At 69.8% G+C, this 23906-nt stretch carries 24 protein-coding genes; 8 read left to right on the top strand and 16 right to left on the bottom strand.

What is annotated here, in order from left to right; all coding sequences use genetic code 11:
- Window positions 1–11: 11 nt before the first annotated feature.
- From ACT53O_RS01115 to ACT53O_RS01125, 3 genes are read right to left on the bottom strand one after another with little or no spacing between them, the layout of a single operon-like run.
- Window positions 12–899, bottom strand: coding sequence for a sensor histidine kinase (locus ACT53O_RS01115; RefSeq protein WP_476151019.1), 888 nt, complete (start codon window positions 897–899; stop codon window positions 12–14).
- The gene (locus tag ACT53O_RS01120; RefSeq protein ID WP_476151021.1) at window positions 896–1612 is read right to left on the bottom strand and encodes a response regulator transcription factor; all 717 of its coding nucleotides are present in this window, start codon (window positions 1610–1612) and stop codon (window positions 896–898) included. The genes ACT53O_RS01115 and ACT53O_RS01120 overlap by 4 nt, the downstream gene beginning before the upstream one ends.
- 16 nt (window positions 1613–1628) lie before the next feature.
- Complete coding sequence (locus tag ACT53O_RS01125) at window positions 1629–2174, bottom strand: DUF3060 domain-containing protein (RefSeq protein ID WP_476151022.1); 546 nt, start codon at window positions 2172–2174, stop codon at window positions 1629–1631.
- A gap of 128 nt (window positions 2175–2302) precedes the next feature.
- Here ACT53O_RS01125 and ACT53O_RS01130 point away from each other — a divergent pair, with 128 nt between their 5' ends.
- Window positions 2303–3211 (top strand): diacylglycerol kinase, encoded by a 909-nt coding sequence (locus tag ACT53O_RS01130; RefSeq protein WP_476151023.1) that lies wholly within the window; start codon window positions 2303–2305, stop codon window positions 3209–3211.
- Window positions 3212–3254: 43 nt separating this feature from the next.
- Here the strand turns inward: ACT53O_RS01130 and ACT53O_RS01135 are convergent, their stop codons facing one another.
- Both ACT53O_RS01135 and ACT53O_RS01140 read right to left on the bottom strand, forming a co-directional pair.
- Complete coding sequence (locus tag ACT53O_RS01135; protein WP_036317410.1) at window positions 3255–3500, bottom strand: zf-HC2 domain-containing protein; 246 nt, start codon at window positions 3498–3500, stop codon at window positions 3255–3257.
- Window positions 3497–4225, bottom strand: a complete 729-nt coding sequence (locus tag ACT53O_RS01140) for a sigma-70 family RNA polymerase sigma factor (RefSeq protein WP_112932628.1) — start codon at window positions 4223–4225, stop codon at window positions 3497–3499. Before ACT53O_RS01140 ends, ACT53O_RS01135 begins: the two co-directional genes overlap by 4 nt.
- 95 nt (window positions 4226–4320) lie before the next feature.
- Between ACT53O_RS01140 and aroA the strand changes: the two genes are divergently transcribed.
- From aroA to bcp, 3 genes are read left to right on the top strand one after another with little or no spacing between them, the layout of a single operon-like run.
- On the top strand, window positions 4321–5655 hold the full coding sequence (gene aroA, locus ACT53O_RS01145) for a 3-phosphoshikimate 1-carboxyvinyltransferase (RefSeq protein ID WP_347418468.1): 1335 nt from the start codon (window positions 4321–4323) through the stop codon (window positions 5653–5655).
- A gap of 22 nt (window positions 5656–5677) precedes the next feature.
- Complete coding sequence (rsgA, locus tag ACT53O_RS01150) at window positions 5678–6718, top strand: ribosome small subunit-dependent GTPase A (protein ID WP_039414355.1); 1041 nt, start codon at window positions 5678–5680, stop codon at window positions 6716–6718.
- Window positions 6719–6733: 15 nt separating this feature from the next.
- Complete coding sequence (gene bcp / locus ACT53O_RS01155; protein ID WP_039414354.1) at window positions 6734–7201, top strand: thioredoxin-dependent thiol peroxidase; 468 nt, start codon at window positions 6734–6736, stop codon at window positions 7199–7201.
- A gap of 28 nt (window positions 7202–7229) precedes the next feature.
- Here the strand turns inward: bcp and ACT53O_RS01160 are convergent, their stop codons facing one another.
- The gene (locus ACT53O_RS01160) at window positions 7230–7622 is read right to left on the bottom strand and encodes a histidine kinase (protein ID WP_347418467.1); all 393 of its coding nucleotides are present in this window, start codon (window positions 7620–7622) and stop codon (window positions 7230–7232) included.
- A gap of 214 nt (window positions 7623–7836) precedes the next feature.
- On the opposite strand from ACT53O_RS01160, the gene ACT53O_RS01165 reads away from it, so the two are divergent.
- Window positions 7837–8085 (top strand): WhiB family transcriptional regulator, encoded by a 249-nt coding sequence (locus ACT53O_RS01165; RefSeq protein WP_005048317.1) that lies wholly within the window; start codon window positions 7837–7839, stop codon window positions 8083–8085.
- Between the two features lie 61 nt (window positions 8086–8146).
- Here the strand turns inward: ACT53O_RS01165 and ACT53O_RS01170 are convergent, their stop codons facing one another.
- The 3 genes from ACT53O_RS01170 to ACT53O_RS01180 are packed head-to-tail and all read right to left on the bottom strand — an operon-like array spanning window position 8147 to window position 11600.
- A complete protein-coding gene (locus ACT53O_RS01170) occupies window positions 8147–9640 on the bottom strand; it encodes a sensor histidine kinase (RefSeq protein WP_036317362.1) in 1494 nt (497 codons plus the stop codon).
- Between the two features lie 47 nt (window positions 9641–9687).
- Window positions 9688–10974, bottom strand: coding sequence for a CpaE/TadZ family protein (locus ACT53O_RS01175; RefSeq protein ID WP_347418466.1), 1287 nt, complete (start codon window positions 10972–10974; stop codon window positions 9688–9690).
- Window positions 10971–11600: a hypothetical protein gene (locus ACT53O_RS01180; RefSeq protein WP_476151027.1), complete on the bottom strand. Its 630-nt coding sequence runs from the start codon at window positions 11598–11600 to the stop codon at window positions 10971–10973. The genes ACT53O_RS01175 and ACT53O_RS01180 overlap by 4 nt, the downstream gene beginning before the upstream one ends.
- A 98-nt stretch (window positions 11601–11698) precedes the next feature.
- On the opposite strand from ACT53O_RS01180, the gene ACT53O_RS01185 reads away from it, so the two are divergent.
- Window positions 11699–11980 carry a helix-turn-helix domain-containing protein gene (locus ACT53O_RS01185; RefSeq protein WP_112932621.1) on the top strand — a complete coding sequence of 94 codons (282 nt, stop codon included), beginning with the start codon at window positions 11699–11701 and terminating at the stop codon, window positions 11978–11980.
- Between the two features lie 21 nt (window positions 11981–12001).
- On the opposite strand, the gene ACT53O_RS01190 is transcribed toward ACT53O_RS01185, so the two are convergent.
- Entirely contained in the window at window positions 12002–12604 is a 603-nt protein-coding gene (locus ACT53O_RS01190; protein ID WP_476151029.1) for a hypothetical protein, read from the bottom strand.
- Between the two features lie 152 nt (window positions 12605–12756).
- Here ACT53O_RS01190 and ACT53O_RS01195 point away from each other — a divergent pair, with 152 nt between their 5' ends.
- Window positions 12757–13233, top strand: a complete 477-nt coding sequence (locus ACT53O_RS01195) for an Rv3235 family protein (RefSeq protein WP_187289968.1) — start codon at window positions 12757–12759, stop codon at window positions 13231–13233.
- A 36-nt stretch (window positions 13234–13269) separates the two neighbouring features.
- Here the strand turns inward: ACT53O_RS01195 and ACT53O_RS01200 are convergent, their stop codons facing one another.
- Together ACT53O_RS01200 and secA are read right to left on the bottom strand one after the other, a co-directional pair.
- Window positions 13270–14493, bottom strand: a complete 1224-nt coding sequence (locus tag ACT53O_RS01200) for a pyridoxal phosphate-dependent aminotransferase (protein WP_476151031.1) — start codon at window positions 14491–14493, stop codon at window positions 13270–13272.
- Window positions 14494–14562: 69 nt separating this feature from the next.
- On the bottom strand, window positions 14563–17355 hold the full coding sequence (gene secA / locus ACT53O_RS01205) for a preprotein translocase subunit SecA (protein ID WP_039414332.1): 2793 nt from the start codon (window positions 17353–17355) through the stop codon (window positions 14563–14565).
- A 143-nt stretch (window positions 17356–17498) separates the two neighbouring features.
- Between secA and ACT53O_RS01210 the strand changes: the two genes are divergently transcribed.
- Window positions 17499–18827, top strand: a complete 1329-nt coding sequence (locus ACT53O_RS01210) for a hypothetical protein (protein ID WP_112932620.1) — start codon at window positions 17499–17501, stop codon at window positions 18825–18827.
- Window positions 18828–18961: 134 nt separating this feature from the next.
- Here ACT53O_RS01210 and hpf read toward each other — a convergent pair whose 3' ends face one another.
- The 4 genes from hpf to mtrB form a co-directional block, all read right to left on the bottom strand.
- Window positions 18962–19624 (bottom strand): ribosome hibernation-promoting factor, HPF/YfiA family, encoded by a 663-nt coding sequence (gene hpf / locus ACT53O_RS01215; RefSeq protein ID WP_476151034.1) that lies wholly within the window; start codon window positions 19622–19624, stop codon window positions 18962–18964.
- A gap of 150 nt (window positions 19625–19774) precedes the next feature.
- Complete coding sequence (locus ACT53O_RS01220; RefSeq protein ID WP_476151036.1) at window positions 19775–20443, bottom strand: ComF family protein; 669 nt, start codon at window positions 20441–20443, stop codon at window positions 19775–19777.
- A 96-nt stretch (window positions 20444–20539) separates the two neighbouring features.
- A complete protein-coding gene (locus tag ACT53O_RS01225) occupies window positions 20540–22234 on the bottom strand; it encodes an LpqB family beta-propeller domain-containing protein (protein ID WP_476151037.1) in 1695 nt (564 codons plus the stop codon).
- Window positions 22231–23901: an MtrAB system histidine kinase MtrB gene (gene mtrB, locus ACT53O_RS01230; protein ID WP_036321661.1), complete on the bottom strand. Its 1671-nt coding sequence runs from the start codon at window positions 23899–23901 to the stop codon at window positions 22231–22233. The genes ACT53O_RS01225 and mtrB overlap by 4 nt, the downstream gene beginning before the upstream one ends.
- Between the last annotated feature and the right edge of the window lie 5 nt (window positions 23902–23906).

Genomic DNA, 23906 nt, shown 5'->3' on the forward strand with positions numbered 1-23906 from the left:
TGATTGCCTTCTCATCCGGCGGCGGGCAGCGCCAGGCGCACACGCGTGCCGTCGCCCTCGCGCGAGGAGATCGTGACCTCGCCGCCGTGTCTATCGACGATGGTGCGCACCAGTGCCAGGCCCAAACCGCTGCCCCCGCGATCACGCGCGTTGCGGCCCCGAGCCAACTCGTCGAAGACCGCATCGATCTCATCGGCGGGGATGCCGCGGCCGGTGTCGGCGACGTCGAGGACGACGGCACCGTGCTTCTCGTCGCCGCGGATCTCGATCACATCGCTCGGCTCGGAGTACTTGGCCGCGTTCGCCACCACGTTGAACAGAGCCACGAACAACAGGTCGGGATCGCCCACCACGTCCGGCAGCGGCCAGGGCGCCGCCGGCAGGGTCACCGCCACCTCACGCCCGTGAGCGTCCCGGACCGCGTCGACGACATCCGACACGAGAGCGGCGACCGGAACCCGCGAGCGCTCCAGCTCGGAGGTCTGCAGTTCGGAGAGCTTGCGAAGGTCGGCGACCAGGCGCGAGAGCCGGGCCGTCTGCGTATCGATGGTCGCAAGCTGGGGCGTGTCGGCCTCGCTCGCCGCGACGGCGACACGGATCGCCGTCACCGGATTCTTCAACTCGTGGTCGAGTCGCGCGAGAAAGCGTCGGTGCTCCGAAGCCGCGGCGTCGCGCGTGACGCGCCGCGCCGTCTCCAGGAGGCGGGCCCGGCGACGGGCGCCGAGGGCGAGGCCCACAGCGGCGGCGGCGAAAACGGCGGCGGCACCGATGCCGACCCCCGGCACGGACGCCTCGACGACGACCGAGCGCCGGTCCCCGGCGATGACGCCGACGACCGCGGCGGCGGCTGAGACGACAGCGGCGACGGCAAGGACCGCCACGGCCACGCGGAGCCTCATGCGCGCCGCACCTCGGCACGGAACCGATAGCCGACACCCGCGACGGTCTCGACGTAGCGCGGGTCCGTCGCGTCGTCGCCGAGCGCAGACCGCAGCTCCGCGACACGGTGGTCGACCGCTCGCGTGTGCGAAGCGAAGTCGAAGCCCCACAGCGCCGACAGCAGTCGCTCGCGGGTATGCACCTCGCCGGGGCGCGCCATCAGGTACTCCAGCAGCTGGAACGCCTTCGGCGTCAGTGAGACCTCGGCGTCCCCACGCCAGACGCGACGACCGGGGCGGTCCAGTCTCAGGCCGTCGGCGACGAGCGTCTGCGACGTCACCAACGGGGCGGCTCCCGCGGCGACGCGGCGCATCACCGCGCGTGCGCGGGCGACGAGCTCCTGCGGGTCGAACGGCTTGTTGAGGTAGTCGTCGGCGCCTTCTTCGAGCGCAGCCGAACGCTCGCCCGACTCTCCGACTCGCGTGAGCAGGATCGCCGGCGTGCTGTCTCCGGCCGCGCGCAGCCGGCGGACGAACTCCCGACCGTCCAGCACCGGCATCATGACATCGCTGACGATGATGTCGGGAACCCAGTGCGAGACCATGTCCCACGCCTGCTGCCCGTCCGCCGCAACGCGCACCTCGAAGCCGCTGCGCGTCAGGAACGGGGCGAGGCCGTCGGTGATCGAGCTCTCATCGTCGACGAGGAGCAGACGCGGCGGCGCGGAGGTCATGAACGGATCGTACCGATCAGGAGATCGGCGTCGTGCCGTTGAGGGTGCCGGCATCCTTGACGACAGCCGTGCCGCTCTCCCAGCCGACCAGGTTCGCGTCCGCGCCCGCGTCGAGGACGATCTCGCGAGCAGCGGCCGCGATCACGATGTTCCCGTCCCCCTGCACGCTGAGCTCGTCGACGGCCGGCAGCAGGACGGTCGCCGCCGAGGCCAGGATCGTCACCTCGCGGCAGTCGCCTGTCACCTCCACGACCAGCGCGTCGGCGTTGCGGTCGACGGTGTAGGCACCGTCCACGCACACCACGTGTTGCGTGACCTTGTCGCTCCACCGGCTGCGCTGCAGCTTCGCCATGCGCTCGTCATCGACGACACCGCGCACGTTCGCGCTGTCGCTCGGCGACGGCGAGGGCGCCGCTGCCGTCGGAGACGTGGATGCGGCCGTATCTGCGGCCGTCGAGGTCGCGGCGCCGGCGTCGGACACCCGGACGCTGCAGCCGGCGAGTGCGCAGCCCGCGATCAGGAGCGCGAAGGAGAGAGCGAGAGGGCGGCGTACCGTGTTCATGCAGACAACGTTACGAAACGGATGTCGCAGCCGCGTCGCGACCGTGTCGCGATCTTGCGACAGGGCATGATGAGGCGAACATCCGCACGCCGCCGAGCTCGCACCGGCCGACCTTCCGACAGGACGACATGGACGTCGCACTCCTCGTCAATCCGACGGCCCGCGCCTCCGCGCGCACCCACGCCGCGGAGGACGTCGCCGCGCTCCTGCGCGCCCACGGCATCCGCACGACGTTGATCGCGGGCGGCAGCGCCGTCGAGTCCACCGACCTGCTGCGCCTCGCCCTCCAGGCGGGCGCCGATGCCGTGCTCGTCGCGGGCGGGGACGGCACGGTCAACCTCGCCGCGCAGGAGCTCGCGGGAACCGGCATCCCCCTCGGCATCGTGCCGACGGGCACCGGCAACGACGTGGCCACCGCCCTCGGGCTGCGCGAGCGCGACGCACGCGGAGCCGCCGAAGCCGTCGCGGCGGGGTCCACACGCACGATCGATCTCGCGCGCGTGCGTCGCGTGGACGGCTCGACGTCGTTGTACGCGACGGTGCTGGCGAGCGGATTCGACTCGCGGGTGAACGACCGCGCCAACCGCATGCGCTGGCCTCGCGGCCACGTCCGCTACGACCTTGCGATCCTCATCGAGTTCCTGCGACTGCGCTGCGTCGCCTTCGAGGTGGAGCTCGAGCACGCCGACGGCACGATCGAACGCCGCGGCGAGGAACTGCTCATGGCGACGGTGGGCAACGGCCCGACCTATGGCGGCGGCATCCCCATCTGTCCGGATGCCGACCTCGCCGACGGCCTGCTCGACGTCACGCTCGTGCGCCCGCTCGGCCGGACGCGCCTGCTCCGGCTGCTGCCCCGCGTCTACCGCGGCGCGCATACCGGCCTCGACGAGGTCGTCACCGCACGCGTGCGGCGGGTGCGACTGTCCGCCCCCGCGACCACCGCCTACGCCGACGGCGATGCGGTGGGGATGCTGCCACTGGAGATCGACGTCGTTCCCGGTGCGCTCCGCGTCTTCGCGCCGGCGGCGCGCTGATCCCGTTTCCGGGCCGAGTCACGGACCGATCCGACGGTTGCGGTCAGTGGTGGCTCGCCTGCTCCGCGCGCAAACGGGCCAAGACCTGGTCGCGCAGCTCCTCGGGAGCCGTTTCCTTGCAGGCCCGTGCGACGACGGCGGTCAGCGTCGTGGCCACCAGCGCCTCGTCGCGGCAGGACGGGCAGTTCTCCAGGTGCGCGCGGATGTCGGCGTGCTCTGTCTTGCAGACCTCGTTGCGGAGGTACTCTTCCAGGTCCTTGCGTGCTTTGTCGCAGCCGCAGTCACTCATTTCTTGCTCCCTGATGAAGTCGCGGGCACCGGCACGTCCATGCCGCGCTCGCGCGCGTAGTCGGCGAGGAGGTCACGCAGCATGCGCCTGCCGCGATGCAGGCGGCTCATGACCGTGCCGATGGGGGTCTTCATGATGTCCGCGATCTCCTGATATGCGAAGCCCTCGACGTCGGCGAGGTACACCGCGAGACGGAAATCCTCCGGAATCGACTGGAGCGCGTCCTTGACCGCGGATGCCGGCATGTGGTCGATCGCCTCCGCCTCCGCCGAGCGGCTCCTCGTGGCGGTCGTGGACTCCGCGCCGCCGAGCTGCCAGTCCTCGAGATCGTCGATCGTGCCCTGATAGGGCTCGCGCTGCTTCTTGCGGTACGTGTTGATGTACGTGTTCGTCAGGATGCGGTACAACCACGCCTTGAGGTTCGTGCCCTGCGTGAAAGAGGACCAGGATGCGAAGGCCTTGACGAACGTCTCCTGCACCAGATCGGCCGCATCCGCCGGGTTGCGCGTCATCCGCATGCCCGCGGCGTACAGCTGATCCATGAACGGCAGCGCCTGCTGCTCGAACTGCGCACGGGCGTCCGCGGCGCTGTCGAGCTCGTCCGCCGGGACGAGGTCTGTGGCCGGGGTTTCGGGGGTGGGCGACTCGAGGGCCGCGTGCTCTTCCATCAGGGCCCAGTCTACGTCGGCGATGTCCGGCACCAGGGGTGCGAGTGTCGCGGTCACGGGGCTCCTCTCTTCGTCGGCGTCCACCGTTCGGCAGGCTGCACCCGTCGCGCCGAACGCGGCACTGTCGGACGGGTTCGTTAGGGTAGAACCCGATGACAGTCACCGGGTATTCCCCTCTTCCGCCGGCAGGTTCTCCCTGGCCGGCGCCGCGTGCGGACGAGGCCGTGCATGCGACGGTCTCGGTGCCCGGCTCGAAGTCGCTCACCAACCGCAAGCTCGTCCTCGCCGCACTGGCCGACGGCCCCAGCACGCTCACCTCGCCCCTGCACTCCGAGGACTCGGAACGCATGATCGCGGCGCTGCGTGCACTGGGCGTGGAGGTCTCCGAGGTGCCCGGCTCCGGTCGGTTCGGACCCGACCTGCTGGTGACCCCGCCCGCGTCCTTCCGCGGTGACGTCGAGATCGATTGCGGTCAGGCCGGCACCGTCATGCGCTTCATCGCCCCCCTCGCCGGACTGGCCCACGGTGACGTCACCTTGACAGCGCACCCGAGCGCCTTGCACCGCCCGATGGGCGAGATGATCAAGGCGCTGCGCGAGATCGGTGCCGACATCGACGACGGCGGCACCTGGTCGCTGCCCTTCACGGTCCGCGGGCGCGGGCACATCCGTGGCGGCGAGGTCACGATCGACGCGAGCGGCTCGAGCCAGTTCGTCTCCGGACTGCTCCTGGCCGCGCCCCGCTTCGACGTGGGCCTTCACCTCATCCACTCCGGCGAGCGCCTTCCGTCGGTCCCCCACATCGATATGACCATCGAGACGCTTGCGCGTCGCGGCATCCAGATCGAACACCCCACACCCAATGAGTGGGTCGTTCCCGCTGGCACCCTGCGCGGACGCGACGCCGCGATCGAGCCGGATCTGTCGAACGCGGCGCCGTTCCTCGCCGCGGCAATGCTGACGGAGGGCTCGGTGACGATCCCCGGGTGGCCCGCGAGTTCGACACAGCCCGGCGCGCTCCTGCCCGAGATCCTCACTCTCCTGGGCGGGCGGGCAACCCGCCGCGGCGGCGCTCTCACCGTGACCGGCGGTCCGCGCATCGCCGGCGTCGACCTCGACCTGAGCGCGGCGAGCGAGCTGACGCCGACCCTGTTCGCGCTGGCCGCCTTCGCCGACGCCCCGACGACCCTCCACGGCATCGGACACATCCGCGGCCACGAGACGAACCGCATCGAGGCCCTCATCGCCAATCTGGAGGCACTCGGCGGACGCGCCGAGGAGCTGCCCGACGGCATCCGCATCGTGCCCGCTGACCTCCACGGGGGCCTCTGGCGCGCGCACCACGACCACCGCATCGCGACCGCCGGCGCCCTCATCGGCTTGCGCGTGCCCGGCGTCGAGGTCGACCACATCGAGACCACGGCGAAGACCATGCCGGAGTTTCCCGCCCTGTGGAGCGGGATGCTGTCCGGGTCTGCGAACGACTGAGCCGGCCGGTGCGAGGCGTGCGATGAGCTGGCTCGATCTCGGCGACGATGACGACGAGCTCGAGTTCGACGAGGCCGACATCCGCGTACGCCCCAATCCGAAGGCGAATCGCCCGCGCACGAAACGGCGCCCCGCCCACGCCGATGCGGTGATCGGTCGGGTGCTCGGCGTCGACCGGGGCCGCTACACCGTGTTGATCGACGAAGACGGTCCCGACGAGCACACCGCGCTCGCCGCCCGCGCGCGCGAACTACGCAAGCAGCCGATCGTCACCGGCGACCGTGCGCGCGTCGTGGGCGACACCAGCGGCGATGAGGGCACTCTGACGCGCATCGTCGGGCTCGAGGAGCGCACATCGCTCCTGCGGCGCAGCGCCGACGACACCGACCAGGTGGAGAGGGTCGTGGTCGCCAACGCCGACCAGATGCTCGTCGTCGTCGCCGCCGCCGACCCCGAGCCGCGGCCTCGGCTGGTCGATCGCTATCTCATCGCGGCTCTAGACGCCGGCATCCATCCGCTCCTGGTCGTGACCAAGACCGACCTGGCCGATCCCGCCCCCTTCCTCGCGCACTTCGAGGGCGTGGACGATCTGGAGATCTTCACGAGCGGCCGCGGCCAGATGCCGGTCGAGGAGATCGGGCGACGCCTGATCGGCCACTCGACCGTCTTCGTCGGCCACTCCGGTGTCGGCAAGTCGACGCTGGTCAACGCCCTCGTCCCCACGGCCGATCGCGCAACGGGCCACGTCAACGAGGTGACCGGCCGCGGCCGTCACACGTCGAGTTCGACGGTGTCGCTGCGCTACGTCACGGCGGAGGGGCGCGGCTGGGTGATCGACACCCCCGGCGTGCGATCGTTCGGGCTCGGACACGTCGACCCGGCGAACATCCTCCGCGCCTTCACGGATCTGGCGGTCATCGCCGAGGAGTGTCCTCGCGGCTGCACACATCTTCCCGACGCACCCGATTGCGCACTGATCGAGGCGGTGGCCGAGGGACGGCTGGGCGAGCGCGGAGCGGCACGACTGGATTCGCTGCAACGTCTGCTCTCCACGTTCGCCTGATCGTAGGCTGGGGCTATGGCACGTCTCGAACCCGGTACCCCCGCCCCCGACTTCACGCTCGTCGATCAGGACGACGCACCGGTCAGCCTTCACGATCTGCGCGGCACCCCGATCATCCTGTTCTTCTACCCCGCCGCCATGACGCCCGGGTGCACGACGGAAGCCTGCGACTTCCGCGACAGCTTGGCACCGCTGCAGGCGGCGGGCTACGCGGTGATGGGCGTCTCGCGCGACGACACCGCGACCCTGCGCCGCTTCCGCGAGCGCGACGGTCTCACCTACCCGCTGCTCAGCGACCCCGATCACGCCGTGCACGACGCCTACGGCGCGTGGGGCGAGAAGATGAACTACGGAAAGACCGTGGAGGGCGTCATCCGCTCGACCATCGTCGTGGATGCCGAGGGTCGCGTCGCGCACGCCCTGTACAACGTGAAGGCCACCGGGCACGTCGCCCGCGTGCGCTCCCTGCTCGGCGTCGGCTGATCATCCGCTGAGCGGCCCTCGGAGCCGCTCAGCGGCGGTCGTCACCGCGCCGGGCCGCGGTGCGCGCCGCGAAAAACAGGGCGACCATTCCGATGGCGGCGGGAATCGCCGTCGCCAGGGCCGTCGAAACGGACGGGTTCGGGCCGGTGATGGCGCCGAGCGCCACGGCGAGGATCAGGAGCTGACTGACGATCCCCCCGGATCGCCCCCAGGAATGGCCACGCCAGACGGCCACCGCGAAGGCGACGAGCGCCACCGCCCCGATCGCCGTGAGGACGATGAGAGCGACCGAGCTGACCGGGTCGTCGGTGTCACCGGTGATCAGGGCGACGATCTCCCAGCCCGTCACGACGAGAACGGCGAGCGCTTCCAGCGCCAAGATGGCCGAACCGATTCGTTCCGCCGTCGTCGTCGTCATCATGCGGGTGGGCCCTCCGATACAGCCGGTGCACAGCACACGCCGGGGGAAATGCCGAGTTCACCCTTGATTCATCTGAATGACCATGGGAGCATTGAACTATCCGTGTGCTCCCACAGTGGCGTGGGGCGAGCGTCTGCTCGCACACCATCAGGGTAATCGACGCCCGACGTCACAACCCACCCGACTTCTCATCCCGCATCAAGGAGCACCCCCTATGGATTGGCGCGACAAAGCCGCCTGCCTGACCGTCGACCCCGAGTTGTTCTTCCCCGTCGGAAACACCGGGCCCGCTGTCGATCAGATCGAGAAAGCCAAATCCGTGTGCGCGCGCTGCACCGTCACGGAAGTCTGCCTGCAGTACGCCCTCGAGACCGGTCAGGACTCGGGCGTGTGGGGCGGATTGTCCGAGGACGAGCGTCGCGCTCTGAAGCGCCGCGCGGCCCGCGCCCGCCGCGCCAGCTGAGACGGCGGCCACCCGCGTCCGCCCACCCCGCGAAGAACGAGCTCGCCGAGGTCGTTCTCCCTCAGTTCTGCGTGCGTCCGAGGTAGCGCATCGGGATCTCGATCGTCACCTCGGTGCCCGAGCCGACGAGCGTGTGCCAGTCGATCGTTCCACTGAGTTCACCCTGAATGAGGGTGCGGACGATCTGTGTGCCGAGCCCGCGACCGACCTGACCTTCCGGCAGGCCGACGCCGGTGTCGCGCACCTTCACGCCGAGTCGGTCCTCGGTGCGTTCCGCGATGATCTCGACCTCGCCCTCCTGATCGACCAGACCGTGTTCGACGGCGTTGGTGACGAGCTCTGTGAGAGCCAGAGCGAGGGGTGTGGCGTACTCGCTGGGCAGCGTGCCGAACGTGCCGGTCTTCCGCGTCCGCGCGCGCGTGTTGGGCGACGCAGCGACCTCCGCGACGAGCTTGAGCACCCGATCGAAGACGTCGTCGAAGTCGACGTTCTGGGCGAGGCCCTCCGACAGGGTGTCGTGGACCACCGCGATCGCCGCGACCCGGCGCATCGCGTGCGTCAGCGCGTCGCGAGCCTCATCCGAGTGTGTGCGCCGCGACTGAATGCGCAGCAACGACGCGACCGTCTGGAGGTTGTTCTTGACGCGATGATGGATCTCCCGGATCGTCGCATCCTTGGTGATCAGCTCCTGCTCCTGATGGCGGATCTCCGTGACGTCCCGGCACAGCACGATGGCGCCGATCCGGGTGCCGTGATCCTTGAGGGGGATCGTCCGAAGTGACACCGTGACGCCGCGCGCCTCCAGGTCGGCGCGCCAAGGCGCCCGGCCGGCCATGACGATCGGCAGCGACTCATCGAAATCGCGTCCTTTCGGCAGAATGCCGGTGGCCACTTCGAGCAGCGACTCCCCTTCGAGCTCGTCGTCGAAGCCGAGGCGGTTGAACGCGGAGAGGGCGTTGGGGCTGGCAAACGTGGTCGTGCCGTCGACATCGATGCGGATCAGACCGTCGGAGGCGCGCGGGGCACCCCGTCGTGGAGAAGTCGGTGCGGCGAGGTCGGGGAAGTCGGCGCTGGAGATCATGCCGAAGAGGTCGTCGGCGCAGTCGTTGAAAGTGATCTGCTGGCGTGACGGGGTGCGCGCCTCGCCGAGGTTGGTGTGCCGCGTGAGCACGCCCACCACCACGGGCGACTGCTCACCGGCGCCGGCCGCGCGCACGATCGGCACCGCGCGCACGCGCGTGGGGGTCTCTTCGAACCAGTCCGGGGATGCCGAATCGACGATCTCGACCCGCGTGAACGCGTCCCGCACCTGGGTCCGCCATTGCGGGCGCACCATGTCGCCGACGATGTCCCGGTAGAACAGCGTCGCCGCACCGCTCGGCCGGGTGTGCGCGACGGCGATGAACGAATCGTCGACCGTCGGTACCCAGATCACGATGTCGGCGAACGCGAGGTCGGCGAGGAGCTGACCGTCGCCGGCGAGGCGGTGCAGCCACTCGATGTCCGCCCCCGTGGACCGGCCCTGGGCATACACGAGATCGCTGAGCGTCGACACGCACCCAGCCTAGGCGAGATCGTTCGACGGCGACGCGGTCACGCCCGTCACGCCGCGCCGCGAAGCGCGCGGCGCGTCCGGGCGCGCGCGCCGCTTCCCGGGCTCGGCGCATCGGCGCCGGACGCGCGTGACGGTCGCGTTCCCGCGGCGCGCGCCGGAGGCGGTTCGATCGCCTCGCCGACGAAACGACGAACGGCGCCCGACAGCGAGGATCGGGGTGCGACCCGGCCCACCGGCTGTGCCTGCAGGACCGCGGCATCGGCAGCCTTCGGATCCCATGGCACGAACCAGCACGCCGCGACGCCGACGTAGCGCTCGAGCGTGCGACGCACCTGCGACCGCGCATCGATCCCGAGCGTCGATGACCGTGTCTTGTTGACCAGAACGCGGATGGGGGCGGCTCCGGCCGCCGCGCGCAGATCGGGGTACGCGCGGACGAAACGTGCCACGCCGACAGGGTCTGCGGACACGACGGCGACGACGACATCCGCAGCGGCCAGGACGGCGAGCGTGGCCGCGTTGCGGCGCGGGCCTTCGATGTCGCTGACGATCTCCTCGTCGCGCTCCAGCGGCGCCGCGACGTCGACGATCAGGTCCTCGACCCACGTGCGACACTGCTCGAGAGCACCGCCGACGCGCGCCGCGGAGAGCTCTGGCCAGCGCCCCGGCCGGTTGATTCCCGCCAGGACGGCGACATCACCGAGAGGCAGAGCGATCCGTTCGAGCTCGGCGGCGCTCAAGGTCCCGCGCTCGGCCGCTCGGCACGCGGCAGCAAAGCCCGGCCCCTCGTCGGCGAGTCCGGTCAGCATGGCGATCGACGGAGCATGCGTGTCCGCGTCGGCGAGTGCGACCCGGCGGCCGTCCCGCGCGAGCTCCGCCGCGATCTCGATCGCCAGAGTGGTGCGTCCGGGGGCGCCGGCGGGTCCCCAGACAGCGATGATGCGACCACGCGCGGGCCCCGTCGGCGCAGGGGCCACCGCGTGCACCACCGCCGCGCACACGTCGTCCGGCGCGCACGTGGCGACGCCGAACATCTCGGCGAGTCGACGGTCGGCTGCACCGTCGCAGATCGCGACGATACGCACACCGAAGCGGTCGCACACGGCCACGAGTTGAGGAGTCAGTGCGTCTCGGCCGGCATCGACGGCCAACACGTCGGCGGCGGCGAGCGCGCCGAGCAGCTCGGCCGCAGCCCGTCCCGTGACGGCATCGGCGGCGGCGTCCGCCGGAGCATCAGCCGTCACGACGAGAATCACCTCGGCGCCGTGGTCGTCGAGAGCGTCGACGAAGGAGGCTCCCAGGCGGTCGGACGCCAGCACCACCCGCACGCTCATGAGCCCGCTCCCCCGCTCGGGACGATCGACAGGCTGGACCCGTCGGCGATCGCCGCGAGGGTCGCGGCGACATCGGCGCGGTCGATCACGATCTCGACCGAGACGGCGGCGGCGCCCATCATCGACCGGTCACGATCGACCGATGCGACCGTCGCGGAGCCGACGAGGATGCGGGGCGTGTCGTACGCGCCCCGCTCCCGCGGGGCCGCAGCCCAGACGTCGACGGATGATCCCGTCTCGACGGTGGAGGGCACATCACTCGCGCTCGTGATGACGACCGTGGTGCTGCGCACGCCGGCCGCCTCGCCGAGCGCATCGTTCGGCACGAGCTCGCCGGCCCGCACGACGCGGGTCGCGACGGCCCCCGGCCGCAGCGTCGTCGGCGACGCGTACGAATCGTGCATCGGCCCGAGCGCGACATCGACCACGCGCAGGTCGGCGGATTCGACGGTCTCACCCGGGAGCAGCGTCGTGGCCGCGGCGAGCACGGGCGCGGTCTGGCGTGCCGCGGCGACCACGAACCAGACGCCGCCCACCGAGACGACGATCAGCGCGATTCCGAGCAGGAATCGCAGGTCTGCCCAGAACGCGCGAGGGCGAGGTCGGGTCGTGACGGAGTCGCTCATGTCGGTATCGTGGCTCAGGATCGCGCCGACCCGGGCTGGTTATCCACAGCGCGGCGTGGACCCGCGAGGGCGCGCCCACCGGACCGCATAATGGCCTCATGCCCGAATCACCCGAAGCTGGCGCACGCCTGCTGACACCCGCCCAGGTGGCGGAGATGCTGCAGATCGCCGTGGACGAGGTGGTCGCTCTCGTGATCGATGGCCGTCTTCGAGGAATGAAGGCGGGCTCGCCGGCGCGCTGGCGCATCGATGCCGGCAGCGTCGCGGTCTATCTCGACGACCAAGTGGAAGACGCGCGACGGATGGCGCTGTGGCGCGAGTCGAATGCGGCGAGCTTTCCCGAGCTGTGGGGTCGAGGCGCGGTGCGCAACCCGGACTGATCGTCGCGCCACCGGCATCCCTCAGACGAGGTCGGCGACCGCATCCATCCGCATCGCGGCCACCGCCGGGAACGGCACGATCCGGAAGCCGCGCAGCTGATCGGCCCGGCGCACCGCGCCGACCTCGTGCAGCGCGAGATCGAGATGGTCTGCCCCGGCGCGGTCGATCGTGCCGGACAGGACACGTCCCGTCACGAGACGCACCGTCACCGGGATGCGCCGACGGACGAGATCGCGAACGACGAAGCCCAGAGACATACGCTGCGCGAGTGCGCCGCCGGGGTGGGCGCTGCGCACGCTGTCGAGAAGATCTTTCGTGCCGAGGGCCATGGTCGCCACGGCGGTGAACGGCACGATCCAGACCATCCCCGACGATCCGTCCTCGACGGACACGGCGAGCCAGTCGGATCCGACGCGCGTGACGACTCCCGACAGCGTCGTGCCGTCCGTGAGCTCGATGCCGAGGGAGACGTCGCCGGCCTCCGTGAGCACCACCAGCAGATCTCGGACGGGGATGCGCGCCAGGCGCAGGCGCTCCGCCTCGGTATCGAGAGCGGCGCGCTCAGCCTCCCATTCGGAGTCGAGTTGGTCTTCCAGATCCTCGAAGAAGCGGTCCCAGCGCACGCGGCGACCCTAGGGCACGGATGCCGCTGCCCGCCGACTCTGTCCACAGCGGCCTCTCCACACGTTGGAGGATTCTCATCCTTCCTGTGCGTGGGCTGTGTTGTACTCGTCAGACGCCCGACCGGGCGGACGACGACAGAGGAGGACGGAGCATGGCCACCGCATCCCCCGACGCTGCCGGTACTCCACCGCGCAGCGCGACCGCGCCGCGGAGCGTGTCGACACCACGCCGCGGATCTGCATTGGAGGTCGCGGAGTACTTCGCACCCCAGCGCACCGGCACGGATGCGCTGCCCGCTCCCGAGCCGCTACTGAAGAACCTGACCATCGGCGTCCTCGAGGCCCTCGCCGGGGTGCGCGAAGTCGATCAGCTCGCACGCTGGTTCGGCGAGGACGCGTTCCGCGCGCTGATCACACGGGCCAATCTGTCGGCTCGTGCGCGGAGTGCGCGCGGTGTCGCGCCGGCCCGCCCCGTGCACCATATCCTTTCGACACGCCACTCCTCGCCCGCCGACGGCGTCATCGAAGGAGTCGTCATCGTGGCAGGACCCGCGCGCACGCGTGCCGTCGCCCTCCGTCTGGAGGGCTGGGACGGTCGCTGGCGCGCCACGTCCCTCGCACTTCTCTGAGCCTTCCGGGGACGCGCCCCGCGTGACCGACCCGCCTTACTGCCGGTACGACGAGAGGAAGTTGCCGAGCCGTTCGATCGCCTCGGTGAGCACGCGCGCCTCCGGCAACGTCACGATCCGGAAGTGATCCGGCGTCGGCCAGTTGAATCCCGTGCCCTGCACGAGCAGCACATGCTCCGCGACGAGGAAGTCGTAGACGAACTTGGCATCGTCGTGGATCTCGTAGATCTCGGGATCCAGTCGCGGGAACGCGTAGAGAGCGCCGCGCGGCTTGTGGCACTGCACCCCCGGAATCGCGATGAGAGCGTCGAACGCGGCATCCCGCTGCTCGTGGAGCCGCCCGGTGGGGGCGATCAGGGCGTCGATCGACTGCACACCCGACAGCGCGGCCTGCACTGCGTGCTGGGCGGGAACGTTGGGGCACAGCCGGGTCGAGGCCAGCAGTTGGATGCCTTCGAGGAACCCGGCGGCGTGCTTCTTCGGGCCGGTGATGACCATCCAACCCGACCGGTACCCCGCCACGCGATAGGTCTTCGACAGGCCGTTGAACGTCAGGCAGAGCAGGTCCGGCGCGAGCGTGGCCAGCGGGATGTGCACAGCGTCGTCGAACAGGATGCGGTCGTAGATCTCGTCGCTGAGCAGCAGCAGCGAGTGCTCTCGAGCGATCTCGACGATCCCCTCCAGCACCTCGCGCGAGTACACCGCGCCGGTCGGGTTGTTCGGGTTGATGACGACGATGGCCTTCGTGGCCGGCGTCACCTTCGACCGGATGTCTTCGAGGTCGGGCTGCCATCCGTTCTCGTTGTCGCAGCGGTAGTGCACCGGCGTCCCGCCGGCGAGGCTCGTCATGGCCGTCCACAGGGGATAGTCCGGCGCGGGGATCAGCACTTCGTCACCGCTGTCCAGCAGCGCCTGCATGGTCATGGTGATGAGCTCGGACACCCCGTTGCCGAGGTACACGTCGTCCGGATCGAACGCCGGGAACCCGGGCACCTGCTCGTACCGCGACACGACGGCGCGGCGGGCCGACATGATGCCGCGGCTGTCGCTGTAGCCGTGGGCGTGCGGCACCGCTTCGATCATGTCGCGGACGATCTGGTACGGAGCCTCGAAACCGAAGACGGCGGGGTTGCCCGTGTTGAGCTTGAGGATGCGGTGGCCGTCGGCCTCGAGCCGGTCAGCTTCGACAAGGGCGGCTCCACGGATCTCGTAGAGAACGTCCTTGAGCTTGGATGACTGGTCGAGGATGCGGGGACTCATCGGATCAGGATATCGCCGCCCCGACGAGGCCAATCGCCGACCGGTGGCCCGGACAGCGCCGACCGGCGACTACTTCTTCTTGCCGGCGGCCCGACGCTCGGCGCGGTTGTTCGCCGCAGGCGCGGATGCCGCGGCATCCGTGCGCTGCCCGAATGCCCCGCGCGGAGCCTCGGCGGCGGGTGCGGCCGGCGCGGCGGGCGCGCTCTGCTGGCGGAGCTTGCTCGTCGCCGCCTGCTGGACCTGCCCGCGATCGTTGCGGACCTCGACCTCGCCGGCGTCGTTGGCAGCCGTGTACTGGAGCTTCTGGTTCTCGACCGAGGGCGCGACCTGCAGGCCCTTGGCCTCGACCTCCTCGCCGCTCTGGCGCACCTCGACCTCGAGGTTGTAGAGGAAGCCGACCGACTCCTCCTTGATCTGACCCATCATGGTCTGGAACATCTCGTAGCCCTCGCGCTGATACTCGATCAGCGGGTCACGCTGCGCCATGGCACGCAGGCCGATGCCGTCCTTGAGGTAGTCCATCTCGTAGAGGTGATCACGCCAGCGCCGATCGAGCACCTGGAGCACGACGCGACGCTCGAGCTCGCGCATGGCAGGCTCGCCGAGCTTCTCCTCACGCGCCGCGTACGCGATCTTCGCGTCCGAGAGGATCTCGCGCTTGAGCACCTCCGGCGTGACGCGCCCCTTGTTGCCGCTTTCGGCGACGACCTCGTCGATCGTCACCGACACCGGGTACAGCGTCTTCAGCTCGGTCCACAGCGCGTCGAAGTCCCAGCTCTCGTTGTGGCCGGTACCGGTGTGGTCATCGATGATCGCGCCGATGGCGTCCTCGATGAAGTGCTGCACGCGGTCGGACAGGTCGTCACCCTCGAGCATCTGGCGGCGATCGGCGTAGATCGCCTCGCGCTGGCGGTTGAGGACGTCGTCGTACTTGAGCACGTTCTTGCGGATCTCCGCGTTGCGGGCCTCGACCTGCGACTGCGCGCTCTTGATCGCGCGCGAGACCATGGTCGATTCGATCGCGACGTCGTCCGGGAAGTTCGTGCGGGCGAGAATCGCCTCGGCGGCGCCGGACTGGAACAGTCGCATGAGGTCGTCGGTCAGCGACAGATAGAAGCGGCTCTCGCCCGGGTCGCCCTGACGGCCCGAGCGGCCGCGCAGCTGATTGTCGATGCGACGGGACTCGTGGCGTTCGGTTCCGAGGACGTACAGTCCGCCGGCCTCGACGACCTTGGTCGCCTCCTCGGCCACCGTGTCGCGCATCGCGGCGTAGGTCTCGGTCCAGGCGGCATCGTACTCATCGGGCGTCTCGACCGGGTCGAGCCCCTTCGCCTTGAGCTCCTGCACCGCCAGGAACTCGGCGTTTCCGCCGAGCATGATGTCGGTGCCACGACCGGCCATGTTGGTGGCCACGGTGACGGCGCCGAGCCGGCCAGCGCGAGCGACGATCTCAGCCTCACGCGCGTGGTTCTTGGCGTTGAGCACCTCGTGCTTGATGCCCTTCTTGGCGAGCAGTCGCGAGAGGTACTCGCTCTTCTCGACGCTGACGGTGCCGACGAGGACCGGCTGTCCGGTCTCATGACGGCGTGCGATGTCCTCGACCACCTGCGCGAACTTCGCCTGCTCGTTCTTGTAGACGAGGTCGGGCTGGTCCTTGCGGATCATCGGCTTGTTCGTCGGGATCGGAACGACGCCGAGCTTGTAGGTGGACATGAACTCGGCCGCTTCGGTCTCAGCGGTACCGGTCATGCCGGCGAGCTTGTCGTAGAGGCGGAAGTAGTTCTGCAGCGTGACCGTGGCGAGTGTCTGGTTCTCCGCCTTGACCGGCACGCCCTCCTTGGCCTCGATGGCCTGGTGGATGCCCTCGTTGTAGCGACGCCCGACCAGGATGCGGCCGGTGTGCTCGTCGACGATCATGACTTCGTCGTTCATCACCACGTAGTCGGTGTCGCGCTTGAACAGCGCCAGGGCCTTGATCGAGTTGTTCAGGAAGGAGATCAGCGGGGTGTTCGCCGACTCGTAGAGATTGTCGATGCCGAGGTAGTCCTCGACCTTCTCGATGCCGGGCTCGAGCACACCGATGGTGCGCTTCTTCTCATCGACCTCGTAGTCCACCCCGGCCTCGAGCGTCTTCGCGATCTTCGCGAACTCGACGAACCAGCGGTTGGCCTCGCCCGAGGACGGGCCCGAGATGATGAGCGGGGTGCGCGCCTCGTCGATGAGGATCGAGTCGACCTCGTCGACGATCGCGAAGAAGTGACCGCGCTGAACCAGATCCTGCTTCTGCCAGGCCATGTTGTCGCGCAGGTAGTCGAAGCCGAACTCGTTGTTCGTGCCGTAGGTGATGTCGGCGTTGTACTGCTCGCGGCGCACCTCGGGGGTCTGTCCGGCGACGATGGTGCCGGTGGTCATGCCGAGGGCACGGTAGACGCGACCCATGAGCTCGGCCTGATACGACGCGAGGAAGTCGTTCACGGTGATGACGTGCACGCCCTGGCCGGCGATCGCGTTGAGGTAGACGGCGAAGGTCGCGGTGAGCGTCTTTCCCTCACCGGTCTTCATCTCCGCGATGTTGCCGAGATGCAGCGCCGCACCACCCATGATCTGGACGTCGTAGGGACGCTGGCCGAGGGTGCGCTTGGCGGCTTCGCGCACGGCTGCGAAGGCCTCCGGCATCAGCTTGTCGAGGCTCTCCCCCGCCTCGTGGCGGGCGCGCAGCTCGGCGGTCTCGCCACGCAGCTCCTCGTCGGTCAGCTGCGCATAGTCCTCTTCCAGGGCGCCGACCGCCTTCACGACCTGCTGAAGCCGCCGCAGGATGCGTCCTTCGCCGGCGCGGAGCAGTTTCTCGAGAGGGTTGGCCACGGAGCATCTCCATCTATCGGGTGCGGGCGACGTGCGACGTCGCCTCGACCGCGCACGCGGGCACGGCATACGGGGCCATGTTACCTGGCTGTGACTTTGCTTACCTGCGCGAGACCTCGAAAACACGCGCATAGGATCGTGACATGGCCGGATTCTGGGGCGCACGCAAGCAGGAACGCGAGCAGCGGGCGGCCGAGGACGCCGAGCTCGGCCGCCGGGCGGACGCGGCGCTCGTCGAGATCGACGAGCGTCTGCGCACCACGGAGGACGAACTCGTCTTCGCCGAGATCGAACTGGGCACCGAGCCCACCCAGAGCCTCCGCGAGGCGCTGAACGCGGTGCGCAGCCACATGGGCGAGGCGTTCCAGCTGAATCAGCTCAATCATGACCACATCCCGGACACCCCCGACGAGCTGCGCACGCGCAACGCGCGCATCATCCAGCTGTGCGACTGGGCACAGGAGCTCCTCGACGATCGCCTCCAAGCTCTCGCCGAGCCCGTCGAGCGCGCCCGCCGCGCTCCGGAGATCATCGCCGGCATCCGCGCCGACGTCGAGCGGGGCACACAGCGACTCGAACGCGCCGAGGCGACTCTCGCGCGCGTACACGCCCGGTACGCGCCTGCCGCCGTGCGACGCATCGAGAAGAACGCCACCGAAGCTGCCCAGCTCTTCGCCTTCGCCACGCACGGCGCCGATGTCTCCACGGCACGACGCGAGAGTGGTCAGCGGGAGCAGGCGAACCTCGCGCTGGAGACGGCGATGGAGGCGGTGCGCCGCGCGACCACCCTGTTGGATGCCGTGGACGCCTTCGAAGTGGAGGCGTTGCGTGCCGAATCCACGCTCGACGCCATCGTGGAGGATTCGCGCGGCGACCTCGTGGCCGCTCGTGAGCTGCAGAGCATCCCCGCCGTGAGCGCTGCCATGGCTGCGCTCGAGAACGAGCTTTCCGCACTCACCCCGGCGGGCGAGCTTCCCGACCCGTTCGGTGAGCTCACCCGACTGCGTGAGGCCAACGCCGCACTGGATGCCGCGGTCGCCAAGGCCCGTGCACGTCTGGCCCACCCCGCACCGCCGGAGGGCCACGTCCGCCATGCGATCGACGACGCGGACCGCCAGCTCGGCGTCGCGCGCAGCGTCATCTCCGGCCACCGGGGATGGATCGGCGCCGATGCGCGCACCCGTCTGGCCGAAGCGGAACGGATCCGCCTAGACCTGGCGGCGCTGAGCGCACAGCCCATCGGCGAGGACGATCGCGAGCAGGCCCTCGCGGACGCCCGTCGGTGCGGGCAGCTGGCGGCGGAGGCTCTGCAGCTGGCCCAGCGCGACATCGACTCCTCCCGCCCGAATGACGGCGGCTGGGGAAACGGTGGCGGCTGGGGAGGCGGTCGCCGCGGTGGAGGCGGCGACATGGTCGGCGGCATCCTCGGCGGGCTGGTCATCGGCAGCATCCTGGACGGCATCTTCGACTGAGTCCGCCCGATCGGGCGGATGCGCCGACCCGCGCCGAAGAAGCGGAATCGGATCGGAGAAACAGAATCGGATGCCGCGCGTCGCGGCATCCGATTCTGTTCACTCGCCCCGATTTCGGGGCTCGGCCGGGTGGCTCAGGACGCGAGCTCCGCGGCGGGCGGAGCACTGGCGGTGAGCGAGATCACGCCATAGTCCCAGCCCTTGCGGCGATAGACGACGCTCGGGTGGTCGGTGCGCGCGTCGATGAAGAGGAAGAAGTCGTGTCCGACCAGCTCCATGCGGTCGACGGCCTCTTCGACCGTCATCCACTCGGCGTCGAAGTTCTTGGTGCGGATCACGACCGGCGTGTAGTCGTCCTCGCCCTCGTCGCCGACGGCGATCGGGATCTCGCCGGTCGCGACGGCACGCAGCGTCTCGACCGAGGCCGGCTGCAGATCGATGCCGGAGAGCGCGCCGCTGCCCTTGTCCAGCTTGGCTCCCCGCGGGTGGTTACGGGCATCCACCCTCTTGTCCTTGGCACGCCGCAACTGCTCGGCGAGCTTGTCGACGGCCATGTCCAGCGCCGTGAACTTGTCGCCGTCGGTGGCCTCCGCACGCACCAGCGGGCCCTTGCCGGTGACGGTGAGCTCGACGGTCTCCTCCTCGCGACTGCCGTTGTGATAGGCGCGGTGAGTGACCTTGACGTCGAGCCGCTGCGCCCGCGGCGCCAGCGTTCCGATGCGAACGGACTTCTCTTCGGTGACGGTGCGGAAACGATCGGAGATGCTCACGCCCACGCCGACGATGCTAGTTTCCATCCTGACCTCCTTGTTCCGGGTCCGGCCGGTCAAGGGCGGACCCTGAGTTCGCCTTGGTCCCTCCCACGCTATCGGGGCGAGGCGGCGCTGTCACGCGAGAATCCCGGGAGTAACGGACCGATTCTCTGAGCATCGGCAATGGATCTGCGCTCACGGGGCGTGTCGGGCGGTGGCAGCGACGGTCGCAGCCCCGATCACGTGCGCACCGCCCGCCGTCAGCGCCCGCACGGCCTCTCGCAGCGTCGCCCCTGTGGTGAGCACATCGTCGACGACGATGACCGACAGACCGGCGACGTCACGGGCACGGAGGGTTCCCGCGACGTTGCGCGCGCGGGCCTCGCGACCGAGCCCCCGCTGGTCGGCGACCGCGCCGCGTGAGCTCAGCGCCCGGAGCGGCTTCAGTCCGCCGCGCCCCACCAACAGGGTTCCGGTGTCGTATCCGCGCCGGCGGAACGCGCGGCGTGAGGACGGCACGGGCACGACCGCCACATCGATGCCGTCACCGTCCAGCCGCGCCACGGCCGCGGCCAGGGCGGCGCCGAGGGGCCGGGCCAGTCCTGTCCGCCCGTCCTCCTTGAACGCGCGCAGAACACGTGCCGGCACGCCCGAGAAATCCAGTGCGGAGCACACGGGCAGGCCCGGACGGAGTGAACCGACGCGCACGGACGGTCGAAGGAGTTCACGGCAGTTCGCACACAGGGCGACGTCCGGCTCGTCGCAGCCCGCGCACCACACGGGCAGCACGAGCGACAGCGCCGCTGCCGCGGCCTCGCCCACGCGGCGCCACGCGGACGCGCGCAGTGGCATCGGTTCGAGCATGATGCCAGCCTGCCGAACGCATGTTCTGTACACGGACGCGAACGCGGACCTGTGGACCGATGTCTGCGCAGCGCGACGCGGGGAGGAGGATCCACCTCAGCGCGGCATCCCCTGCTGCACCGCCAGTACCCGGACGCCCCCGATCAGCTGCTGCCAGTTGGCACCCCGCTGCGCATAGAGCTCGCCGTCGGTGTCACTCACGCTCGCGTTCGACGTCTGCCCCGAGAGCGTCGAGGTGTCACCGGGCGTGCGGATCGGCGCGTCCGAGAAGCCGCCGACGTGCACCGCCTCGACGTACTGGTCCTGCCCGGCGCCCGCGAGCACGCCGAGAGTGCTCGCATCGAGCCACGTGAGATCCGTCGCGGCATCCGACAGCGTCGCGAGCTTCTTCACCGGCGAGGAGAGCGAGGTGGGCGCGCCGTTGCGATCCCGCTGGATCCCCGCTCCCCAGATGGCGTAGCGATCACCGTCGCGCACCACGGCGACGAGCCTCGTTCCGTCGCGCGACACACGCTGCGCGATGACCGCGGAGGCACCCGACCATCCTCCCGACATCGGGACGGAGGTGCCGCCCGGTGCATATGCGATCACCGATCCGGGTGCGTTCGAGGGCACCGACCAGATGTAGCCCGCGGGATCGATGGAGGCGGCGACGAGATTCGGACGCGGGTCGAGGCGGCGGACGGGGCCGTCAGCGGGGACCTCGAGAACCGCGCCCGACGCGTCGCGGACGGCGGCGACGGTGCGATCGGCGTTGACTTCGATGTCGGTCGCCGAGATCTGCATGAGCGCGTCGGAGAGTCCGGCGATCGGCGAGATGGTCGTCCCCGACACGAACCCGAAGGCGTCGTCGGTGCGGACCAGGGGGTTGGCCGCCACCGCGGTGGAGCGGACGTCCACGCGCTGGGCCGTCAGCTGCTGACCCCCCGGAAGCAGCATGTCCACGCTCGTGATCCCGGGGACGTCGAGACTCGCCTCCAGCTGGGTCTGCATGCGGTTCAGCGCGATCTGGTCGAGCGAGCGCGCACCGTCCTGGAGCGTCACCTGCGCGACGTTGGACTGACGCGGAACGGATGTCAGCTCGAGCCGTGCACCATCCGTGAACGCGCTCACCACCGCCCCGCGCAGCCAGGGCGCGGGGGCCCCGTCGACCAGTCCCTGCGCGATGTTGGTGGCGGCGTAATAACGCGGGAACCACCGCACGTCGGGCACCAGATAGGTCCACGTCGGGTCGAAGTACATCAACGCGTAGTCGCCGAACACCGCCTGGAACTGCGCCTTGTCCAGCACGATCCCATCGGGTGCTTGCGTGATCCGCCACTGCCCATCGTCTTGCTGAGCGAGCTTGAAGGTCAGCGGGATGGGGCCGTTGTCGGATGCCGGGCTCATCTCACCCGTGGCATCCACCGTCGCCACCGGCGAGACCGTCAGCACGATATCGCCGGATGCGCTCTGCTGAAGGGTGCGCTGCCCGGACGCGTAGATCGTGACGCCGGCCTGCGGCTTCCAGGTGCCCTTGTAGCTGGGGGCGAGGAACTGCTGGGCGGTCTCCCAGTTGTTCGTGGGGCCGGTGCCGGCCGCGATGAACCCCTCGACGATCTGCTGGGGGGTGGCGTCCTTGACCGGGCCCTTCGGGATGAACGCGATGTCACCGGAGGTGCCGTCGTCCACGATCCGCACGCCCGGGTTGACCGGCCCCGAGGTCGGCAGACCCGCGCACGCGGCGAGCACCACCATGAGCGCTCCCGCGAGCACGGTGATGCCCGCCCGGCGCAGACGCCGAACAGTCATGAGCGTCCCCCCTTGTCGAACACGGTGATGGGCTGCGTGAGCCCGAGATCGTCGAGCGAAACGCCGTCCTCGCCCGGGTCGACCGGAACCGGCGAAGAGCCGTCGATGGGCTGACCCTGCCGCGGCAGCGTCAGCACGAAGTTCGTCCCGCGTCCGAGATCCGACCAGACGGCCAGGGTGCCGCCGTGCAGCTTCGCGTCACCGAGCGCGATCGACAGCCCCAGTCCCGTGCCGCCGATCGTGCGCTTGCGCGACGGGTCGGCGCGCCAGAAGCGGTCGAACACACGCTCGGCGTCGGCGGCGCTCATCCCGAGTCCGTAGTCGCGGACGCCGATCGCGACCGCACGCTGGTTGCTGTCCACGGTGACGACGATGGGGCGACCCTCGCCGTGCTCGATGGCGTTGCCGAGCAGGTTGCGCACGATCCTCCGGACGCGGCGGGGATCCATGTCGACCGGAGAGTAGCCTCCGGGGGCGACCAGGCGCACGTCCGTCCCATGCTGATCGGCCAGCTGTTGCATCGAGGCGATGACGTCCTCGGCGAGATGCGCGAGGCTGGTCGGCTCGTACTCCAGTTGCACCGAGCCCGCGTCGTAGCGGCTGATCTCCAGTAGATCGGTCAGGAGCGTCTCGAAGCGCTGCACCTGTGCATGCAGCAGCTCTGCGGCGCGGGCGGTCGTCGGATCGAAGGAGTCGCGCTGGTCGTTGAGCATGTCGCTGGCCAGGCGGATGGTCGTCAGTGGTGTGCGCAGCTCGTGGGAGACGTCGGAGACGAAGCGCTGCTGCACGAGCGAGAGCTCGGCGAGCTCTTTGATCTGGGCTTCGATGCTGTCGGCCATCGCGTTGAACGAGCGGCCGAGGATCGCGAACTCGTCCTCCCCTCGCACCGGCAGCCGCACAGCGAGATCGCCGGCAGCGAGGGTCGCGCTGGTTTCGGCGGCCTCGGCGATCGGAACGGTCACCGAGCGCAGCACGAAGGAGGAGATCGCCGCGATCAGCAGCACGAGCCCGGCGCCCACGAGCCACAGGGTGATCTGGACGAACTGCAGGGTCTGCTGCTCCGGGGCGAGGTCGTAGGCGAAGTAGAACTCGTAGGCGCCGACCTCGGGAAACTCGAGCTGCTGCCCGACGACGATCCCGGGCACCGTGCCGCCGTCGGCGGCCGGCAGGCCGACGGACTGCCACCAGCGCTTCTGGCTGTCGCCCTGGACGGCGCCGCGCAGTCCGGGCGTGATCAACCCCGCGGTCAGCCCTCCGCGCTGGAAGTCCTGCGGCGCGATCGTCGACGGCTCATCCGAGATGCGGAACGCGGCGATCATGTCGGTCCCGGCCTGCCGCGCGATCGAATCGGTCGCGTTGTTCCACAGCGACTGCAATGCGGCACCGTCGCCGTCGATCTGCGCGGCGTTGAGCGTCTGCTGGGTGGACTGCGTAGCGCGCTGCACGGCCTCCTGCACCTGCTGGACACGGGACTCGAAGAGGTCGTTCTGGATCGCGAGCGCCATCGCGACGAACGCGATGAGGATGGCCAGAGCCGTCGCACCGATCGTGATGACGAGCGTGCGAAACCTCAGCGACCGGGCCCACGCATATGCCACACGGCGCGGCCAGCTGCGCCAGTCGCGCCAGCCGGTCAGCGTCGGCACGGTCGCCGTCTGCGGCGTCATGAGCG

Source organism: Microbacterium sp. DMC48 (genome assembly GCF_056313825.1).

Coding starts and splice junctions, on each gene's coding strand:
- ACT53O_RS01115 (WP_476151019.1), bottom strand. CDS start 899: ATGAGGCTCCGCGTGGCCGTGGCGGTCCTTGCCGTCGCCGCTGTCGTC.
- ACT53O_RS01120 (WP_476151021.1), bottom strand. CDS start 1,612: ATGACCTCCGCGCCGCCGCGTCTGCTCCTCGTCGACGATGAGAGCTCG.
- ACT53O_RS01125 (WP_476151022.1), bottom strand. CDS start 2,174: ATGAACACGGTACGCCGCCCTCTCGCTCTCTCCTTCGCGCTCCTGATC.
- ACT53O_RS01130 (WP_476151023.1), top strand. CDS start 2,303: ATGGACGTCGCACTCCTCGTCAATCCGACGGCCCGCGCCTCCGCGCGC.
- ACT53O_RS01135 (WP_036317410.1), bottom strand. CDS start 3,500: ATGAGTGACTGCGGCTGCGACAAAGCACGCAAGGACCTGGAAGAGTAC.
- aroA (WP_347418468.1), top strand. CDS start 4,321: ATGACAGTCACCGGGTATTCCCCTCTTCCGCCGGCAGGTTCTCCCTGG.
- rsgA (WP_039414355.1), top strand. CDS start 5,678: ATGAGCTGGCTCGATCTCGGCGACGATGACGACGAGCTCGAGTTCGAC.
- bcp (WP_039414354.1), top strand. CDS start 6,734: ATGGCACGTCTCGAACCCGGTACCCCCGCCCCCGACTTCACGCTCGTC.
- ACT53O_RS01160 (WP_347418467.1), bottom strand. CDS start 7,622: ATGATGACGACGACGACGGCGGAACGAATCGGTTCGGCCATCTTGGCG.
- ACT53O_RS01165 (WP_005048317.1), top strand. CDS start 7,837: ATGGATTGGCGCGACAAAGCCGCCTGCCTGACCGTCGACCCCGAGTTG.
- ACT53O_RS01175 (WP_347418466.1), bottom strand. CDS start 10,974: ATGAGCGTGCGGGTGGTGCTGGCGTCCGACCGCCTGGGAGCCTCCTTC.
- ACT53O_RS01180 (WP_476151027.1), bottom strand. CDS start 11,600: ATGAGCGACTCCGTCACGACCCGACCTCGCCCTCGCGCGTTCTGGGCA.
- ACT53O_RS01185 (WP_112932621.1), top strand. CDS start 11,699: ATGCCCGAATCACCCGAAGCTGGCGCACGCCTGCTGACACCCGCCCAG.
- ACT53O_RS01195 (WP_187289968.1), top strand. CDS start 12,757: ATGGCCACCGCATCCCCCGACGCTGCCGGTACTCCACCGCGCAGCGCG.
- ACT53O_RS01200 (WP_476151031.1), bottom strand. CDS start 14,493: ATGAGTCCCCGCATCCTCGACCAGTCATCCAAGCTCAAGGACGTTCTC.
- ACT53O_RS01210 (WP_112932620.1), top strand. CDS start 17,499: ATGGCCGGATTCTGGGGCGCACGCAAGCAGGAACGCGAGCAGCGGGCG.
- hpf (WP_476151034.1), bottom strand. CDS start 19,624: ATGGAAACTAGCATCGTCGGCGTGGGCGTGAGCATCTCCGATCGTTTC.
- ACT53O_RS01220 (WP_476151036.1), bottom strand. CDS start 20,443: ATGCTCGAACCGATGCCACTGCGCGCGTCCGCGTGGCGCCGCGTGGGC.
- ACT53O_RS01225 (WP_476151037.1), bottom strand. CDS start 22,234: ATGACTGTTCGGCGTCTGCGCCGGGCGGGCATCACCGTGCTCGCGGGA.
- mtrB (WP_036321661.1), bottom strand. CDS start 23,901: ATGACGCCGCAGACGGCGACCGTGCCGACGCTGACCGGCTGGCGCGAC.